15 protein-coding genes are annotated in these 17,407 nt (G+C 60.7%); 5 read left to right on the forward strand and 10 right to left on the reverse strand.

Features of this window, described 5'->3' with window-relative positions:
• The first annotated feature begins 4 nt into the window (after positions 1–4).
• Genes asnB through O7A05_RS26190 form a run of 3 tightly spaced genes read left to right on the forward strand, consistent with a single transcriptional unit; the run spans position 5 to position 3,900 of the window.
• On the forward strand, positions 5–2,026 hold the full coding sequence (gene asnB, locus O7A05_RS26180) for an asparagine synthase (glutamine-hydrolyzing) (protein WP_337095847.1): 2,022 nt from the start codon (positions 5–7) through the stop codon (positions 2,024–2,026).
• Positions 2,023–3,576, forward strand: coding sequence for a class I adenylate-forming enzyme family protein (locus O7A05_RS26185; protein ID WP_337095848.1), 1,554 nt, complete (start codon positions 2,023–2,025; stop codon positions 3,574–3,576). The genes asnB and O7A05_RS26185 overlap by 4 nt, the downstream gene beginning before the upstream one ends.
• Before the next feature lie 48 nt (positions 3,577–3,624).
• Positions 3,625–3,900 carry an acyl carrier protein gene (locus O7A05_RS26190; protein ID WP_337095849.1) on the forward strand — a complete coding sequence of 92 codons (276 nt, stop codon included), beginning with the start codon at positions 3,625–3,627 and terminating at the stop codon, positions 3,898–3,900.
• A gap of 12 nt (positions 3,901–3,912) precedes the next feature.
• Here the strand turns inward: O7A05_RS26190 and O7A05_RS26195 are convergent, their stop codons facing one another.
• The 7 genes from O7A05_RS26195 to O7A05_RS26225 all read right to left on the reverse strand — a co-directional run bounded on the left by O7A05_RS26195 (position 3,913) and on the right by O7A05_RS26225 (position 10,813).
• Positions 3,913–4,773 carry a HemK family protein methyltransferase gene (locus O7A05_RS26195; protein WP_337095850.1) on the reverse strand — a complete coding sequence of 287 codons (861 nt, stop codon included), beginning with the start codon at positions 4,771–4,773 and terminating at the stop codon, positions 3,913–3,915.
• Entirely contained in the window at positions 4,661–5,923 is a 1,263-nt protein-coding gene (locus O7A05_RS26200) for a polysaccharide biosynthesis/export family protein (RefSeq protein ID WP_337095852.1), read from the reverse strand. The genes O7A05_RS26195 and O7A05_RS26200 overlap by 113 nt, the downstream gene beginning before the upstream one ends.
• Positions 5,910–7,178 carry a hypothetical protein gene (locus O7A05_RS26205; RefSeq protein WP_337095853.1) on the reverse strand — a complete coding sequence of 423 codons (1,269 nt, stop codon included), beginning with the start codon at positions 7,176–7,178 and terminating at the stop codon, positions 5,910–5,912. The genes O7A05_RS26200 and O7A05_RS26205 overlap by 14 nt, the downstream gene beginning before the upstream one ends.
• On the reverse strand, positions 7,175–8,179 hold the full coding sequence (locus O7A05_RS26210; protein WP_337095854.1) for an SDR family NAD(P)-dependent oxidoreductase: 1,005 nt from the start codon (positions 8,177–8,179) through the stop codon (positions 7,175–7,177). Before O7A05_RS26210 ends, O7A05_RS26205 begins: the two co-directional genes overlap by 4 nt.
• A gap of 65 nt (positions 8,180–8,244) precedes the next feature.
• A complete protein-coding gene (locus O7A05_RS26215; protein WP_337095855.1) occupies positions 8,245–8,919 on the reverse strand; it encodes a sugar transferase in 675 nt (224 codons plus the stop codon).
• Positions 8,916–10,052, reverse strand: coding sequence for a DegT/DnrJ/EryC1/StrS family aminotransferase (locus O7A05_RS26220; protein WP_337095856.1), 1,137 nt, complete (start codon positions 10,050–10,052; stop codon positions 8,916–8,918). The genes O7A05_RS26215 and O7A05_RS26220 overlap by 4 nt, the downstream gene beginning before the upstream one ends.
• Positions 10,053–10,090: 38 nt before the next feature.
• Positions 10,091–10,813 carry a nucleotidyltransferase family protein gene (locus O7A05_RS26225; protein WP_337095857.1) on the reverse strand — a complete coding sequence of 241 codons (723 nt, stop codon included), beginning with the start codon at positions 10,811–10,813 and terminating at the stop codon, positions 10,091–10,093.
• A gap of 440 nt (positions 10,814–11,253) precedes the next feature.
• Here O7A05_RS26225 and O7A05_RS26230 point away from each other — a divergent pair, with 440 nt between their 5' ends.
• The gene (locus tag O7A05_RS26230; RefSeq protein WP_337095858.1) at positions 11,254–11,910 is read left to right on the forward strand and encodes a response regulator transcription factor; all 657 of its coding nucleotides are present in this window, start codon (positions 11,254–11,256) and stop codon (positions 11,908–11,910) included.
• 1 nt (position 11,911) lies between these two features.
• On the opposite strand, the gene O7A05_RS26235 is transcribed toward O7A05_RS26230, so the two are convergent.
• Positions 11,912–13,435 (reverse strand): sensor histidine kinase, encoded by a 1,524-nt coding sequence (locus tag O7A05_RS26235; protein ID WP_337095859.1) that lies wholly within the window; start codon positions 13,433–13,435, stop codon positions 11,912–11,914.
• 376 nt (positions 13,436–13,811) lie between these two features.
• Here O7A05_RS26235 and O7A05_RS26240 point away from each other — a divergent pair, with 376 nt between their 5' ends.
• Positions 13,812–14,510 carry a helix-turn-helix transcriptional regulator gene (locus O7A05_RS26240; RefSeq protein ID WP_337095860.1) on the forward strand — a complete coding sequence of 233 codons (699 nt, stop codon included), beginning with the start codon at positions 13,812–13,814 and terminating at the stop codon, positions 14,508–14,510.
• 315 nt (positions 14,511–14,825) lie between these two features.
• On the opposite strand, the gene O7A05_RS26245 is transcribed toward O7A05_RS26240, so the two are convergent.
• Together O7A05_RS26245 and O7A05_RS26250 are read right to left on the reverse strand one after the other, a co-directional pair.
• Positions 14,826–15,932, reverse strand: a complete 1,107-nt coding sequence (locus tag O7A05_RS26245; RefSeq protein ID WP_337095861.1) for a glycosyltransferase family 2 protein — start codon at positions 15,930–15,932, stop codon at positions 14,826–14,828.
• Positions 15,913–17,301 carry a lipopolysaccharide biosynthesis protein gene (locus O7A05_RS26250; RefSeq protein ID WP_337095862.1) on the reverse strand — a complete coding sequence of 463 codons (1,389 nt, stop codon included), beginning with the start codon at positions 17,299–17,301 and terminating at the stop codon, positions 15,913–15,915. The genes O7A05_RS26245 and O7A05_RS26250 overlap by 20 nt, the downstream gene beginning before the upstream one ends.
• Positions 17,302–17,407 lie beyond the last annotated feature (106 nt).

Below are 17,407 nucleotides of genomic sequence, written 5' to 3' on the forward strand. Positions count from 1 at the left end.
GACGATGTGCGGGATCGCCGGGATACTGGCGCTGAACGCCACCGCCGAACCGCCTTCGCGCGAAGCGTTGCTGCGCATGGCCGGCGCGCTTGCGCATCGCGGTCCCGACGAGCGGGGGCTCTACCGGGACAGGCGCGCCGGGCTGGCACATGCCCGCTTGTCGGTCGTCGATCTTCAACACGGGCAGCAGCCGCTCGCCGATTCCGATGGTCCGGCGTGGATCGTCTTCAACGGCGAGATCTTCAACTATCTCGAACTGCGCGACAGGCTGTTCGCTCTCGGCCATCGGTTCCGCACTCGCAGCGACACCGAAGTCGTCCTGCACGCCTATCGGGAGTGGGGCCAGGCAGCCTTCGAGCGTATGAACGGCCAATGGGCGCTGGCGATCTGGGACCCGGCTATAGGCCGGCTGGTGCTGTCGCGCGATCGCTACGGCATTTGCCCGCTGCATTTTTGCGAGCATGGCGGCCGTCTGTTCTTTGCGAGCGAAGTCAAAGCGATTTTCGCGGCCGAGGCCGCTATCCCGCGCGCGTTCGATGCGGCGGGCATCGATCAGACCTTCACCCTGTGGACGGCTGTTGCTCCGCAGAACGTGTTCCAGGGCATCCGGGAACTCCCGCCCGGACACGTGCGCCTCTACGAAAAAGGCGCGGCGCGAGAATACCCATTCTGGCAGCCGCGCTTTCCGGAAATCCAAAATCAGGACCAGGGCCGGTTTAGCGGCTCCCTGGACGAGGCGGTGGAGGAAGTGCGGCTGATGCTGGAAGGCGCCACGGCCTTGCGAATCGTGCAGGCCGATGTGCCGGTTGGCTGCTACCTGTCAGGCGGGCTCGACAGCTCCCTTGTCGCCAGCCTCGGAAGACGCTTCGCCGGCGAGCGTTTCCAGACCTTCTCGCTGCGTTTTGCCGATGCCGAATATGACGAGACCGAATTCCAGCGGCTCGTCGCAGACGCGACTGGCAGCGAGCACCACGAGATAGTCGTTTCCCGGGGCGATATAGCCGCAGCCTTTCCCGAGGTGATCCGCCATACCGAGCGACCAATCCTCAGGACCGCGCCGGCACCGCTCTTTTTGCTGTCGAGGCTCGTGCGGGAACGCGGCATCAAAGTAGTGCTGACCGGCGAAGGCGCTGACGAGATGTTTGCCGGTTATGATCTGTTCCGCGAGGGCAAGGTACGCCGCTTCTGGGGACGCCAGCCGGCGTCGACAAAGCGCGCCCGCCTGCTTGAGCGGCTCTATCCTTACCTCTCGCGCTCACCGGTTCATCAGCAGGCACTGGCCCGGCAGTTCTTCGGCCGCAATATTGAGGCCCACGCCGCGGCCGGATTTGCGCATGACACACGCTGGCGCACGACCAGCGCGATCAAGCGCTTGTTCTGCCCCGATATGCGGGCTGCCTCCGAAGGCCGCGACGCGGTGAGCGAACTGATCTCGACCCTGCCGGCCGAATTTCGGCGCTGGAGTCCCCTCGCCCAGGACCAGTATCTGGAGATCCGGACTTTGATGTCGAGCTATCTGCTCTCCTCGCAAGGCGACAGGATGCTGATGGCTCACTCCATCGAGGGCCGCTTTCCCTTCCTCGACGACAACGTGGTTACTTTGGCGAATGCGCTTCCGGATTCCTACAAGCTGCGCGGCCTCGACGAGAAGCACGTGCTGAAGCGCGTCGCGGCGCCGATCCTGCCGCCGCAGGTGGTCGCCCGGAAGAAGCAGCCCTACCGGGCGCCGAATGCGATGAGTTTCTTTGCCGACGGCGCGCCGGCTTACATTGGTGATGCCTTGTCCGAGACGGCAGTGCGGGCGGCCGGCATCTTCGATCCGCAGGCGGTAACCCGGCTGGTCGGGAAATGCCAGTCCAGAACCGGCGAGGGAGACATGTCGAATTCCGACAATATGGCCCTGGTCGGCGTGCTCTCGACGCAGCTTCTGCACCAGCAATTTGTCGCGACCCGCCCAGCCGGTGTGACAGAGCCGGATCTCAGGATCGATGTCGACTACGAGCATCGCGAAAGGGAGCTGGCATGATCCACGGCGCCGTACCGCTCCTGCATGATTATCTGATCCACTCAGCCGGCCGGCTCGGCGATAAGGTGGCGTTGGTCTGCAACGGACGACGCGTCACCTACACCGAAATCGACGAGCGTTCCAACGGGGTCGCACAATGTCTGGCAACAGCCGGGGTGCAACGCGGCGATCGGGTGATGATCTTCGCCGACAACACGGTCGAGACGGTTATCAGCTTCTGGGCGGTGCTGAAGGCAAACGCCGTCGTGTGCATCGTCAACCCGCTCACAAAAAGCGAGAAGCTCGAATACCTGCTGAATGATTGCCGGCCGGCGGCGCTGATCACCGACCGGCATCTGCGCTCTGTGTTCGGCGAGCCGGCGCGAAATTGTCGCTCGCTACGCCAGGTGATCGTGTCAGGGCCGATGGAGGACGACGAGCTCAGCCGGTTGCCGCACGCCATCCGCTGGGAAACGGCCGCCGAGAGAAATCCCGCTGCGCCCGCGCGCAAATCGATCGACATCGATCTCGCCGCCATCATCTACACGTCCGGATCCACGGGCGAGCCCAAAGGCGTGATGCTGACACACCGCAACATGACGGCGGCGTGCACCTCGATTGCGTCATATCTGGAGCTTCAGGAAGACGAGGTTATCCTCAACGTCCTGCCCCTCGCCTTCGACTACGGTCTCTATCAGATGCTGATGGCGTTCCGCACGGGCGCCCGGCTGGTCCTCGAACGCTCTTTCGCGTTTCCGGCGCAAATCCTTCAGATCATCAAGGATGAGAGGATCACAGGCTTTCCCGGCGTGCCCACCATCTTCGCCTCGCTGGCGGAGCTCAAGTCGCTGAAGGATCACGATTTCTCGAGCATCCGCTATGTCACCAACACCGCCGCCGCCTTGCCGCTCAAGCACATCATCATGCTCAGAGATCTGTTTAAGGGTGCGCGAATCTATTCGATGTATGGCCTCACCGAGTGCAAGCGCTGCACCTATCTGCCGCCGGAAGATCTCGAACGAAAACCGCTGAGCGTGGGGATCGCGATCCCGAACACCGAGATGTGGATCGTCGATGACAACGACCAACGCGTCGAACCCGGGACCGTGGGCCAGCTCGTCATCCGTGGCGCGACGGTGATGAAGGGCTACTGGGGCAAACCGGAAGCGACCGCCAGGAAACTCAAGCCCGGCCCCTTGCCGGGCGAGCAGGTGCTTTACACCGGCGACTACTGCCGAATGGACGCGGAGGGCTATCTCTACTTCATCGGCCGTGGCGACGAGATCATAAAATCCCGGGGCGAGAAGGTTGCGCCGAAGGAAGTCGAAAACGTGCTGGTGAATATCCCCGGCGTCAAGGAGGCCGCGGTGGTCGGCGTGCCTGACGAGCTTCTGGGCCAGGCCGTGAAGGCCTTCGTCGTGATCGAGCAAGGCCGCATTGTCGGCGAGCGGCAGCTTCAGATGGAGTGCCAGAAGCGGCTTGAAAACTTCATGGTCCCGAAGTCCATCGTCATCGTTCCCAGCCTGCCGAGGACGGATACAGGGAAACTCAAGAAGGTGGCTCTTTCGTAGCGCCTGTTGGACGGCGCGGACCGTATTTAGTTTTATCGGAGGGTGGTTATGGATACGATCTTGGCAGCGAACCCCGCGGGCGACATTTACACCAAGCAAATTCGCGATTTCCTGGCTTCGAACTTCTACATCGCCGATGTGAAATCGCTCAGCGCCACGGAATCGCTGCTCGATCAGGGCATCGTCGATTCCACCGGCGTGCTCGAGGTCATCGGCTTCATCGAAGAGACCTTTGGCGTTATTGTCGAAGACAGCGAGCTCCTCCCGGAGAACCTCGATTCCATCCAGGGAATAGCGCAGTTCATCGCCCGCAAGAGGGGATGAGCTGCGAGGGGCTCAGGGCTGCGGCCTGGCGTAGCCGAGCACGACACGCGCCTCGCCGGCGCGGTTGGTGACGGCGCGGATGCCCTCGTAGCTCCTGCTACGCTCCAACAGGCTCGCCACCTGGCGATCCTGGCCCAGGCCGACCTCGAACAGCAATGCACCGCCGGGCCGCAGATACCGCAAGGCATCCTTCACCACGCGCATGTGGATAGCAATGCCGTAGGGCCCGGCCGCAAAAGCCTCTCGCGGCTCGAGCGCGACCAGATGGGAGCGGTCACCCTCAAGCCGCTTCTCCGAGATGTAGGGCGGATTGCACACGACAACATCGATCGCACCCTTAGGCACCAGAGTGGAGAGAGCTTCGAACAAATCGCCCTGGTGGACCGACACCCGCTCGGCCAGCCCAAGGTGGACGACATTTCGGCGCGCCACCTCGACACATCCATCCGTAAGATCGCTTGCCCAGACCCGCGCCGCCGGAACCTGATGGGCGATGGCGCAAGCAAGATTGCCGGCGCCGCAGCACATGTCGACCACGCGCGGCGCCGGCAGGTTCATTTGATGCAGCACATCGACCGCGGACGAGCCTAACAGCTCCGTCTCCGGCCTCGGCACAAGTGCGCCGGACGCGACAAGCATCTCCATGCCCATGAAGACCGCGCTGCCTCTGCTATAGGCGCCCGCGACATCGATGTCCTGGCTCAAGACTTGCCTCCACAACCGGATCCAGCGCTCACCAAGCAGTGCAGAAGCGCCGGCGCTATTGTGCCGCCGCGCTCTCCAGTTCGTTGCTGAACCTGACCTCGATCGTATCTCCCGGCGCCACCTCGGCGTCCTCGTCGGCGGCCTGCTTGCGCCATTGCCCATCGACATTGCGAATGAGCGTCATCTGGGCTCGAACGGTCTCACCGGCGATCGACAGAGGCGCAGCGGTCGCACCCAGGGGCTGCAACTTCTGGCTCGCGGCGCGAAGCCTCGTGCCGATGTCGGCTAGTCGCACCTCGGTGTCCCGCAATTCGTTCAGCAGACCGATGCGCCTTTGGTTCTCGTTGCGCTCCATCTGCCTGGCAAAGTCTTCCTGCTGGCGCTTTGTTCTCATCAGCTCGACGGACGTTTCCAGCGCCCGGCTGGACGAAAGCAGGACTGCGCGCCGGACGTCGGCGAGCCTGTTGTTCGTCAGGTTTCCGGCCTTGAACGCCTTGGTGACCTGCTCCAGATCCTCTTCATCGGCCTTAACTGCATCCGCCTCATCCTGCGCACGCTTGATCAGGGTTTCGATCTGCGCCGCGGCGTCCTTGGCGCCCTTTTCGACAAAGCTCTGCTCTTGCTGAAAATTATCCAGGGAGAGCTTGAGCGCCTCCGCTTCAGCCTTTGCTATTCCCGCCGCGAGCGCAGGGGTAAGGGGCGACCCTTGCGGAGGCTGCGTGTCGAAGCTTTCCTGCTTGTCAAGCTCCGCGCGCAGGCGGGCGCTGTGGAAGTAGTCCCTGGTGTATTCTCCCCAGATCATTTCGTAGTCGCGTCGCAGATCCGTCGGATCCGGGCCTGCCTGATTGCCTCGCGCCCGCAAAAGGCTGAAGCCGCCGGCCACGGCGATCGCCTGGCGCACGGTCATCAGCGGACGGTAAGCCTGTTGTCCGGGGGTGAGCACATCACCGGTCACATAGATCGGGCGATACTCGGCGATGATCGCAGTCACGTCGCTCGGCCTCACGACGGCCATCTGTTCACGGCCATCGGGCATGCGGATGTGGAAGATCTTGGTCGGCAGGATCGCTTGCATACGCGTCTGCAATTCGGGCGGCGTCAGACCGCCGACCGAGACCGTGCCGGCCTCGGGCAGCACGATCGTGCCATCCATCTGGACAACGGCACGCTGAGTCCGGTCGGGAATGGAGACTATTCCGATTTCAACCGTATCTCCCGGCGAAATCCGATAGGGTGTTGACGGATCGGCAGCCGCGGCCGTGGGCAGCGCCCCCAGCAGAGCAAGAGCCGCGAGAAATGACCGGCTAAGGTTGACCATTCGCAACAACCTCCTTCGGGTTGTGTTGTTCGGACCAGTCGAGACGGGTGACGAACTCGTAAACCGGCCCGCCCGGCACGCCCCAATTGCTTGACCAGATTACTTGCGAGCCATCCGGAGAGGGCGAGGCATGTGTTTCGCTCCAGTAGTCGAATGGAACATTTCGTGTCTGCCCAATGCGTCGAACGGCACCGCTGCCGTCGAGCCGAAGCGCAACGATCTCGCGCGCATAGGGAGCCCAGGTTGGATTGGCCAATATCTCATCCGGATCGCCGCCGTAGCTTAGGAATGCCCATCCTGGCCTGTTCAGTGCGCGGGTCGATGCATGCTCGGCTTCGCCGAACGCGGTCAGGGAAGTGACTTTGCCGTCCGACAGCCTGCGCTTGATTATGTGATACCTATCTGGACCCGATTTGCTGATCCCAACGAAGACCTCGCTTCCATCCTCGTCGAGCGTGATGTCACCATGGCCGGGCCGATGGTGGTCCGTCCATCTCTGAAGCAAAGTGCCATCAACAGCAAAAATTACCCTTTGTTCTGTGCCGTCAATAAGGTTTGGGGAGCACAGAATGCTCGTTCCGAGTGGCGAGATCGTGCAGGAACTGGTCTTTCCGGGCACCTGAGAAAGGTCGATGTCAGGAAACTTCTGCCGCTGGTTCAGATCATAGGCGAAAACGACGTCCGCGCCGTCCTTGCGAACCGCGCGGACCGCGATGCGGCTACCGTCGCGGCTCGGATTGCCCTTCGATGGACCGAATTGCAGATCGTGGTAGTCCGCGGACGTGAAAAGGACGTCTTCGTGGTTGGTCCGCGGGGCCCAGGTCGAGACTGCCCGGTCCTGAACACAGATCATCAATTCGGCGTTTCGGGGATGCCACTCGCACTCGCCCCCTCGTTTGCGCCAAAACAGCGCCTCGTAGGTGTGCCCGTCGAGAAAGCACATTCCGTTGCAGCCGTTGTCGAGCAGGAGCAATGTCTGGTCCGCATTCCAGGCTTGAGCGCTCGAATAGCGATGGCTGCAATATTTGGGCCCGCAAACGACCCCATTTCCAAGAGGGCCAGGCTTGGAGATGCGAACAATGCTTGTGCCGAATGCGGGGTCGGTGGCAGGACGAAGATAGTCAGGCAAATCCATCGCCACCGGAGCCACGAAGCCGGCGGACGTGTCGCTCGCCTGTCCCCCGGCCGTCCGCAGGCCGACAAATGCGGCAACGCAAACCAGCAGCAATGCGGCGGAAAGCGCGGGAAGCCTCATGTCATGTAGCTCATTTCATGACGTACTCGCCCCTCGCTCAGGCGCGCCCGCCACCACGCGATGGTCCGTCTCAGGCCTTCGCGCAAGTCCGTTCGAGCCCTCCATCCTGTTGCGCTCTCAAGCCGGGATGAATCCGCCAGCAGTGCCCGGACCTCGGAATTTTGCGGGCGCAGCCTGCTCTCGTCACGATGGACCGGCTTGTTGGAACCGCTCAACTCCAGCACCAGGTCCAGCACGTCGGATATGGTCACCGCGCGCTGGCTTCCGGCATTGTAGGCATGGCCGAATTCGAGCTCGGCGGAGCCTGCGCTGAGAAACGCCGCGGCCGTGTCTTCGACGAAGGTAAGATCGCGAACCGGACTCGTGTCTCCCACCATGATGGCTTGGCATTTTGGGTCGATGGCCTGCCTGATCAGGGTCGGAACAATCGCCCGTTCGCTTTGCCGTGGCCCGAATGTGTTGAACGGACGAAGCACCACGACTGGAACGTCGAACGAACGGGCGTAGGACTCCGCCATCATGTCGGCTCCGATCTTGGAAGCTGAGTAGGGCGACTGGCCCTGAAGCGGGTGGGTCTCGCTGATCGGCATGGTCAAAGCGGTGCCATACACCTCACTGGTCGAGGTGTGCACTATGCGCTCGGTATCCCACTGACGGGCGGCTTCGAGCACATTCACGGTGCCCAGGACGTTGGTCTCCACGTAGGACTGGGCGGCTGCGTAGGAGTACGGAATGGCGATCAATGCGGCGAGATGGAACACGACGGCCTGGCCACGTACGATCCGGTTCAGGAAGGCACTGTCGCGAACGTCGCCGCGGACGAGCTTGAGCTGGCTTCGGATCTCGTCCGGCAGATCATCCAGCCACCCGTGGCTGTCGAATGAATTGTAGAGAGCCAATGCCGTCACGTCGGCACCGCCGCGCACCAGGGCTTCAGTCAGATGCGACCCTATGAACCCATCCGCCCCGGTGACCAAAACTCTCTTTCCCTTATAGGTCATGTCCTGACAGTCCTTGCACTCCTTGGCCTTAATCGGGCGAATGCTGCGGCGATCATTCGAACGGCTCACGCTCCGACCGAACGGTCCACAGTCACGCCGAGAACGATGAAAACACCTCGAATGATGAGCGCCATATCTGAGAGGATTGTCCGGCGGCCATAATACGAAAGATCGATCCTCGCCTTTGCCGGAAACAGGACCTCCTTGTAGAAGACAGTTGGCTCGACATCTCGAGGATAGAAATGGGCCTCATGGCGGAATATGATCTGAGCGGGACCGAACAGGCCTGGCTTATATTGCAGGACAGCTTCGTAGCCGTCCCTGAAGCATTCAGCGAATGACAAACTCTCCGGACGCGGACCGACCAGGGCCATTTCGCCTTTCAGAACGTTCCACAACTGCGGCAGTTCATCCATTTTGCTGAATGCGAGAAACCTGCCCACCGTCGTCATGCGCTGATCATTGGCAAGGGTCAGCGCAAGGCCTCCCGCATCGCAGCGCGGATAGAATTTTCGGAACTTGTACATACGGAAAAGTTGACCGCCGGCGCCGATGCGCGGCTGAACAAAGAGCACCGGGCGCCCGCTTTCCAGCAGCAGCGCCACTGCAATAAGCAGCATCAGCGGCGACAGGACAACCAGGCCGGCGAACGCTGCAATGAGGTCCAGGGCGCGTCGGCCAAATCCATGGCTTGCGCAACGCATGGCAAGCCGGCCAATGGGCATGTCGAACGCGTTCATGCTGCTGTCCCGGCCCGGACGCCGCTGTTGAGGACGGATGCCAGGGCATCCACGACCGCTTCCGCCACGGGGGATGTTATCTGCGGATGCAGCGGAATGGTCAGTTCACGGTCGGCGAAGTCCTCCGTGCGCGGCAGGTGAACTCCGGGAAAGAGCTCCCGGTAGAGCGTCATTTGATGCACGGGTGGGTAGTGAATCGTCGTCTGTATGCCCTGCGCGCGCAGCTCATCGATGACCTCCTGCCGATTGACGTAACGGGGCAAGAGGATCGGCATGATGTGATAGGCAGAGCTGCGCGGTTCGGCAAAAGGCATCGAAACAGCCGGACAGCGCATGGCAATAAGGCGTCGATACAGCGCGACGAGTATGCGCCTGACCTCATTCCATTCCTGCAAATTGCGAAGTTGAACCAAGCCGATGGCAGCCCGCATTTCATCCATGCGATAGTTGAAGCCCAGCATGGTGACATCATATTGCGGCGTGCGGCTGTTCAGTCTCTGATGCGTGCCGGTGGTCATGCCGTGGCCACGCGCCTGGCGAATCTTCTCCCGCAGGTCGGGGTCGCGCGTAATGACCACGCCGCCTTCGGCGGTGGTCATGTTCTTGTTGCCGTAGAAGCTGAACGCCGCTCCCGCACCAAAGGTCCCAACTTCCTTCAGGCCCGGAGCATGCGCGGCGTCCTCGATGATGTAGAGCCCTCGCACGCTGGCAAATGTCTGCCACTCCTGTTTATTCGCGAGATAGCCTGCGAAATGGACCAGGATTACAGCCCTGGTGCGAGAGGTGCAGCTTGCCTCCGCATCTTCGACCGACATCAGAGGCACGTCGTCGGATTCTATGTCGACAAAGACGGGCTTGGCCCCAACGTACAGGACCGCATTTACGGTCGCCACGAAGGTCAATGAAGGCACCAGAACCTCGTCACCGGGACCGATCCCAAGTCCATGGAGAATGAGGTGGAGGGCTGCGGTGCAGGAGCTGACCGCGACGCAATCGTCGGCGCCGTGCATTGCGGCGAACTGTTCTTCGAATGCCCTGACGCGCTCGCCCATCGTCAGCCAGCCGCTGTCGATTACTTTCGACAAAGCGGCCTTCTCAGGTACGCCCAACATGGGGGCACTAACCAAGAGCATCCCAACCTCCCGGTGAAAATTAGCGCGCTTCGAAAAGCCTAAGCCGCAGCCGCGGCGACTTCGATGGAAGCCGACTGCTCCTCCCAGGAAACCGACTGCGCCTTCTGGAAGTCCTCGACGCGGCCAATGTCCAGCCAAAGACCTTCGTGCTTGTAGACGTGCACGACCTGCCCATCCTGGAGCATTTGCAGCATCAGATCGTCGAAGCCGAAGGGAATGCCCGATGGAATGAACTGCAGAACGCCTGGATTCATGCAGTAAATTCCCATGCTCACCAAATGCGAGAGCGAAGGCTTTTCGCGAAACACCTGGACCGTGTCATTAACCTCGTCGATGACGCCGAAATCCATTTTCGTGACACGCGCCGCCGTCGCGATCGTAACAAGATCCTTGTGGGCCCGATGCGTCGCCACGAACCGGCTGAGGCTCAGGTCGGTAAGCACATCGCCGTTGAGGACCAGAAACGGTTCGTCCAGCTCATCCCTGATGAGAGACAGTGGGCCGATGGTCCCGAGCGGTTCCATCTCCTGCGTGTAGCGTATCTTGAGGTTCCATTGCGAACCATCGCCGCAAACGCTGCGGATCAGGTGACCCAAGTAGCCGGTCGTGACGTAGACGTTCTCAATGCCATTGCGCCGCAACCACTTAAGCAGCAACTCAAGCACCGGCCGGGCACCGATGGGCATCAGAGGCTTCGGCAGGACCGATGTGAACGGCCGAAGGCGCATGCCCATTCCACCGCATTGGATAACTGCTTTCATAATGATCCTCCTGCCAGATGGCCGACACAGGCCAACAATCAACTCAGCACCCGGAAGCTTCACTTGCGCGGCAGTCGTGCGGGGCCCCGCAACCTGATCACCGGACGCGTTCCGAAATTGAGGGGAAATTACCCTCGCATGATACGCGCGTCGTCGTGCGTTCGAATGGCGCTCTGCCGGGTCATTGTGAAACGACAGGCGACATGGTGCGCATGAACCAGGGCGCGGATGCCCCAATGGCCAGGGACCAAGGTCCGACTTGCATCATGGTAAACGCAGAGTAGCTTTTTTGCTTAGAAGAGGTACATTGAAGCTCTGAATTTTTGTTGGGTTCCGGCTGGCGGACAGGTCCTGCGTCGTCACAGAATTGGCCCTATCGGCAAAAAAGTCCTGGACGCGTACCGTTGTCCCCGAGCCGGAAGTGTGTGCGTTGGGGTAGGATGTACAAGATTGTCGTCGCCGATGATCACGGCCTCTACCGGCGTGGCTTGCGGTTCGCGCTGACCGCCGGCATCGAGGGCGTCGAAATATTCGAGGCCACGTGTTTCGATGCGGTGGTTGGCCTCCTTGCCGAACACGAGTGCGTCAGCCTCGCGATGCTTGATCTGAACATGCCGGGACTTTTCACCCAAGAGGTGCTTGGCGACGTCATGGCCACGTATCCGGACACGCGGTTTGCAATTGTTTCCGGAAACGATTCACGCTCCGAAATCCTGACTGCTCTCAATGTCGGGTTGCACGGCTATATCGTGAAATCGCAAAGCGACGAAGAGGTCGTCCTGGCGGTGAAGGAAATCCTCTCGGGTCGCATCTACGTGCCAGCGCTCTTGTCCAGGCATTTGGCAGCGCACGAGCAGACACTCGAGATCCGTCACGGGAGCAGTGCGGGCGCCGGCGCTCTCGAAAGGCTCACATCCCGGCAAAAGGATGTTCTAAGGCTGATGGCGGAAGGATATTCGAACAAAGAAATTGCCCGAGATCTCGACATCGCCGAGGCCACAACGAAGATCCATGCGGCGGCGATCATGCGGGAATTGGGGGTTCGAAACCGTACGGAAGCTGCAGTTCTGATAAAGACCTGGCTGGGGACCGTGTGAGCTAAGCCTGGACTTCCTTTGGCGACAGCCGGAGGGAATAGCGCAATCCATCCTCCCTGATTTCGAATAGCGAGGAATGACCCACAAGGGGCGTTCCGTCGACCCCAAGAACCATCGATCCAAAACCCTGGCGCTTGATCGAAGCCGCGCGGCGTCGACCCGTTTCTATCCAGTCAAACACAATCTCATCGCCCGCCTGGGCCGATGTGAAATCCCAACGTGCCTCAATCTTGCCCTGCGCATCGCCGAGCACGCCGTGCTTGATCGAGTTGGTCGTGAGCTCGTGGATAATCATTGCGAAACTCTCCGCCGTCCCGCCCGAAATCCTGACGTCAGGGCCCGTGACTACGGTCCTTCCAGCGTCCGAGAAGGGCTTCAGTGCCTGCGCGACGAGATCGCGGATGGTGGATGATCCATCCGCGCTACGCGTGAGCAGCATATGCGTCGCCTCAAGCGCGCGAATTCGCTCGACCAGCGTTTCCTTGAACTTGGCGAGACTGCCCTCCGGCGCGTCCAGCATCTTCACTATCGCCGTGATGACGGGGAACAGATTGCTGAACCGGTGGCGCTGCTCCAGCATCAATTTTTCCTGCCGCCTTACCGCAGCCCGTAGCAGCGTCGTTTGCCGTCGCTCAGTCAGATCCGCCGCGATGCCAATGCGCTGGTCACGGCCGTCGTGGCTTTCCGCGCGTCCTCGCAAGGCGACCCAACGGACGTGGCCATCCGGTCGCTTGAGGCGAACCTCCACGTCGTAATTGGCCCCCGGCTGCTCCTTTCCTGGAGGCGATACCAGTTTGTCCCAGTCCGCGGCGTGGATGATGGATGACAGATCGGACAGGGGGCGGAACGCGGCCGGAGGCAAGCCGAGAATTTCCCAAAACTGACGTGAGCCTGAGATAATGTTCTGGCCGTATAGTATCCGCCAAGTGCCCAACCGGCCGGCTGATAGCGCAAGGTCGAGCCATTCGTTTTGAGCTATGAGCGCTTCACGAGCGGCTCTCCGCTCGGTTATGTCATCAACCACCACAAACAGGCTGTCTGGCGGCACCGTGTCCGACGCAGAAAGAGAGAGCGTCAACCAAGCCCAAAGGATGCTGCCGTCCCGTCTGATCAGGCGCATTTCCGAGCCGAACCACGGCGCTTCGGAGGTCAATGCGGCGAGCGAATTCTTAAGCGGGGCGCGATCATCTTGATGGACAAGCTCATCTATGCGCCGCCCGACCAGATCGTCTTCGAGGTAACCGAGCAACGCGCTGAGGCGTTGGTTCAGTCGTAGCAATTCTCCGCGGTCATTCGCGGTCGCAAAGCCCAGCGCGGCTCGTTCAAAAGCGCGGCGGTAACGCGACTCTGCAGCTTCGACGGCAGCGAGCTTAACGTCCAGTGCGGCCCGCAAGCTCTGCCGGGAGCGATCGAAAAGAAAGGCAATCATCCCACCGGAAAGCACAAGCAGGATGGCGCGCACCCAATCATCGGCGAGAGCGTGGCCATTCACGATAATCCGGGCGCCCAAGCCTGCAGCCGCCATCAAAAGCGTTGAGGCGAGTGCAAGCCGGCGGTCCGCGAGGAAGGCGATGACAATTATCGCCGGAACAAATTCAAGGAAAGCCGGGTCTGTGGTGCCCGTTAAGGATACCCTTACCTCGAAGAGCAGCGTAGCGATCAGTACAGCCGTCGACGCTAGGTGAGTTCGCGACAGGATCGGACCTCCTCGGCAACCTCATCCAACCTAACTACAACTTTTGGTCTAACCCGTCGAGCTTAGACCATCGAGCGTGCAGCTAGTCCATCTGCTCGCTTTCGGATCGCCAAAAATCAAGGCCTTATAAGCATCAGCACCCGATCTTCTGACTATCGGTCGTCTAACACCGAAAGCAGAGATAGAAAACGAGGATGGACGATTCATGAATCTGGTCAGCGGACAGAACGACTCAAGATCGATCGCCAGATCTGGCATGATACCGCCTGGTCCCAGCAGCAGGACAGTGACCGCCTTTGCCAGGGGGGGCGCCTCTCGCAACACCATCAGGCCGACCACGGCGAAATACGTGCGGCCGTGTCTTGGTTCGATAACCGGCATGCTTGAGCGCATAGGCTGTGGTTGGCTTGTGCTGAGCGAGTCGAAAAGAGTGCTTGAATGGAACTCAGCCGCCGAAACCATTCTCACGGCCTGTGCGGATTCTCTAGACTCCCCTAGTGATCTGTCGGCCGCGCTAAGGAGCCTGATAGCAGGCGTGCCTGCTAATTTCGTGGCCGGATCCTTGTCCTGGATTGTCATCCGCAATGCCGGGGACCGGCCGGTCATCATGAATGAGGAAGGCGTCGTCACTCCCGATGGGTCGATCATTGTCGCACTCCTCGATCGCCAGCCGAGAACAGGGCCCAATCCGGAGACGCTGCGGAAAATGTTTGGATTGACCGGCGCCGAAACGCATTTGGCGTTGCGCTTGGCGAGCGGTGATGCCCCCTTGGAAATTGCCGAGCGCAGCCGGCTCAGCCGGACCACGATCCGCACCCAGCTCGCCTCACTGTTTGCCAAGACAGAGACGAGGCGCCAGGCGGAATTGGTCGCTCTTCTTGGGCGCATTTCGGTCCTGCCGTAGAACCGGAACCTTCCGACCATCTGGCGCGCCTGGGTTCCGAGAGCGCGCCACTTGCTCCACGTCTGCCTCGAGCGTTTCACGGAAACGGCGAACGCTCTATCTCTTGTCTGGACGCAATTCCGGACGGAACCCGCCCCATGCTATCGTGGAATTGCTCTGACGCAAATGACTGCGCCGCCCGGAATTGTTCCTGCGACATCAGCCGGATGAGGTTCGTCGACCCGATGCGCCCGATGGTTCGCGCATGCTGCCGGCATCGAGCTGTCATGCGAACGCACGCACGATTCCTGCGGCAGGCTCAGCATCAGGGTCGCATCAGCGTTTACGGGTCTGCACCGCGCCGAGTTTTGGTCGGATCCTGAACAGGTATTCCAGCGCATACTGGTTCGCGATCTTCATCACGGACGGCCGAAGGATCTGGACGGCATCTCGCATCGTCGTTCGCCAGGATTGATGTCGGAACCTGGCCGGAATGCGGGCGACCCGCAGCGCACGCAAAAGCGTCTCCGGTTTCGGGAGGCCCTTTCTATCCTCGATCAGATGCCAATTGAGCTGTTTGACGGCAAGAGTCACCTCATCCACGTCCTCGTAGCTCTTCGACGTCGTTATGCTCGGATGATGTGTCGCATCATAGAAGATCAGCCCTTCGTTGATTGCCACCATCTCGCCGTAACGGGCCAGATCAACAAAGAACAATTGATCGACGCCGGCCGGGATGGATTTATGGGCGCGCATCTGGCACCCGGCGTGGATGACGGCGGCGTTGATCAGGAGCGTCGAAGGGATGATGCCAAGGCTCCTGGTCACCCGTACCAGATAGAGGTCCGTCAGGCACTGCTGGCTGGAATAGAGCGACACCCGGTTTTGCTCCGGCGGGTCCGACCGCATCACGATCCGGTTTTCCTCGACAACATGCGCTGCGCAGGTCATGAACGCCGCCGACGGATATTTTACCGAGATCTCGGCAAATCTCTTCAGAGCTCCCGGGGCCAGCCAATCATCGTCATGCAGCAATTTGATCCACTTGCCTGTGCAGGCAAGCATGGCGTTGTTGGTGTTCTCCACCTGCCCTCGGCCTCTGCAATTTTCGACGATCCGAATGCGCGGGTCGCGTCGCGCATACTCTTCCAAGATGCCCCAACTCGACCCCTTTAGCCCTTCGTCGTCGCTGACGACGAGTTCCCAGTTGGAAAAGTCCTGCCCCACGACACTGTCGATGGTGCGCCTGATGGTGTCCGGCCGGCGAAACGTCGGAACGGCAACGGAAATGAATGGGCGCGCGGGTGACGCGTCGGCAGCATGAGCGACATTGGCCATAGGGCCAAGCGCCAACAGATTTATCTCATTTTTGCCGCTGGCCACCGGCTCTAGCGACGGCACAGATCCCTCAGGGCGCTCGTCGCTATTCAACAGGAGCTTCATCGTGCTGTTTCCTCGCGATTGGATACGGACTGGAGAATGTTACCTGGGCCGGTTCGATGCCCCGTTTCAGAAGATACAGTGAGGCCGCGGTTTTGATGGCAAACCCAACCATCCCGCCAACAGCCATGAGATAGATGACGTCGATAGGTTCCCACCCTGCCTTGGCGCCGGCGAGCAGCGGACCGAAGACAAGCACCATCCGCGCGGCGTCGACGACCAGCCGCACTTCCTGCCGCCGCAACAGGGAAGGAACCTCGCTGAGCGGTGTCGACAATGCTTGCACGGCGCCCATGAACGCCAAAGCAGTCATGATTTGGGCCGTCGGGATCCAAGCCTTGCCCAGGAGCGGCACGACCAGGTATGGGGCGGCCAGCCCAAGCGTCAGTATCGGCAACGCAGAAAGACCAGCGGCAAGCATCAGTAGGCCACGCGCGACGCCGAGCATATGCCCACGATCGCTGCTCTTGTTCGACTCGGCGACAAACACGTTGCTTAGCGGTGTGGCTATCAGCACGATAGGCCCAGTCACCAGCCGTGTGGCGACGCCGAGATAGCCGGCAAAGGCGGCGCCGAAAAACGAGCCGACAAGAATCGCGGGAAGATTGTTGATGGCGTAGCTCCCGAGGGTCGCGGGAATGTCGAACAGCGGGAATTTGTACTCCCTTTTTGCCTTGTCAAAGACGCTTCTCCACGGGGCACGGACGATACCGCGCAGATCCTCCCAGGACAGGATCTGAAGACCGAGGAAGGCAAGAAAGGCGAACTGGCTGAGGATATGGGCGTATACCATCGCCCCGCCCCCAAAACGTGCGAAACCGAAACCCAATTGCAGCACGGCCATGGTCGCTGGCAGGATCAGCCGGCCGATGGCGAAGTCGCGCATCATGCCCGCACGGAGCGCCCAGCAATTCATCGTTTCAACGAGTGCAGCGCCACTCATCCCGATAGGCACCAGCCATACCAGGTGTCTGAGTTGGGCAGGCGCAGCGCTCAAGAACACCTGCCCGACCAAAAAGGTCAGCACGCCGGTGGTGAACACGGCCAGCAGAATTAGCTTGACCGTGACATAGGTCTGCCCGGTGTCCTTGACCCCATAGAGAGAAGGTTCGAAGCGCAGCGCGGCGACTGCGCCCAGCATGTTGACGATCGAAAGATAAATCGTGAATACGCCGAAATCTGTCGGGGAATAAAGCCGGGTCAGTACCGGAATAGTCGCAACGAGAATAAGCTGGCCGGCGATCGCCATGGCCGATACCCCTCCAGCCGCGCGAATGACTTTGCGGATAGAGCTCGGCGGAATATCGATGATTGCTTTCTCAGCCCTGGGGACTGTGCTCGATCTCAGAATGTCGCTGGCCCTGTCTGACATGAGTTCGCGCTTCCGAGAGGCATGATTTTCGCGGTTCCGGGAGCTTACGATGGGCACCGAACGTCACCATCATCCATCTGAATGACACGATTTGGCGGAGCGGCTG

The sequence above is a fragment of the Mesorhizobium argentiipisi (SeqCode) genome (genome assembly GCF_037179585.1).
Taxonomy (GTDB): Bacteria; Pseudomonadota; Alphaproteobacteria; order Rhizobiales; family Rhizobiaceae; genus Mesorhizobium; species Mesorhizobium argentiipisi.

Excerpts from the sequence above, each read along its gene's own strand:
- O7A05_RS26215 (WP_337095855.1), bottom strand. The coding sequence starts at position 8,919 with ATGAACGCGTTCGACATGCCCATTGGCCGGCTTGCCATGCGTTGCGCA.
- O7A05_RS26185 (WP_337095848.1), top strand. The coding sequence starts at position 2,023 with ATGATCCACGGCGCCGTACCGCTCCTGCATGATTATCTGATCCACTCA.
- asnB (WP_337095847.1), top strand. The coding sequence starts at position 5 with ATGTGCGGGATCGCCGGGATACTGGCGCTGAACGCCACCGCCGAACCG.
- O7A05_RS26240 (WP_337095860.1), top strand. The coding sequence starts at position 13,812 with ATGAATCTGGTCAGCGGACAGAACGACTCAAGATCGATCGCCAGATCT.
- O7A05_RS26205 (WP_337095853.1), bottom strand. The coding sequence starts at position 7,178 with ATGAGGCTTCCCGCGCTTTCCGCCGCATTGCTGCTGGTTTGCGTTGCC.
- O7A05_RS26225 (WP_337095857.1), bottom strand. The coding sequence starts at position 10,813 with ATGAAAGCAGTTATCCAATGCGGTGGAATGGGCATGCGCCTTCGGCCG.
- O7A05_RS26190 (WP_337095849.1), top strand. The coding sequence starts at position 3,625 with ATGGATACGATCTTGGCAGCGAACCCCGCGGGCGACATTTACACCAAG.
- O7A05_RS26250 (WP_337095862.1), bottom strand. The coding sequence starts at position 17,301 with ATGTCAGACAGGGCCAGCGACATTCTGAGATCGAGCACAGTCCCCAGG.
- O7A05_RS26220 (WP_337095856.1), bottom strand. The coding sequence starts at position 10,052 with ATGCTCTTGGTTAGTGCCCCCATGTTGGGCGTACCTGAGAAGGCCGCT.
- O7A05_RS26210 (WP_337095854.1), bottom strand. The coding sequence starts at position 8,179 with ATGACCTATAAGGGAAAGAGAGTTTTGGTCACCGGGGCGGATGGGTTC.
- O7A05_RS26200 (WP_337095852.1), bottom strand. The coding sequence starts at position 5,923 with ATGGTCAACCTTAGCCGGTCATTTCTCGCGGCTCTTGCTCTGCTGGGG.
- O7A05_RS26195 (WP_337095850.1), bottom strand. The coding sequence starts at position 4,773 with ATGTCGATGGGCAATGGCGCAAGCAGGCCGCCGACGAGGACGCCGAGG.
- O7A05_RS26230 (WP_337095858.1), top strand. The coding sequence starts at position 11,254 with ATGTACAAGATTGTCGTCGCCGATGATCACGGCCTCTACCGGCGTGGC.
- O7A05_RS26235 (WP_337095859.1), bottom strand. The coding sequence starts at position 13,435 with ATGGCGGCTGCAGGCTTGGGCGCCCGGATTATCGTGAATGGCCACGCT.
- O7A05_RS26245 (WP_337095861.1), bottom strand. The coding sequence starts at position 15,932 with ATGAAGCTCCTGTTGAATAGCGACGAGCGCCCTGAGGGATCTGTGCCG.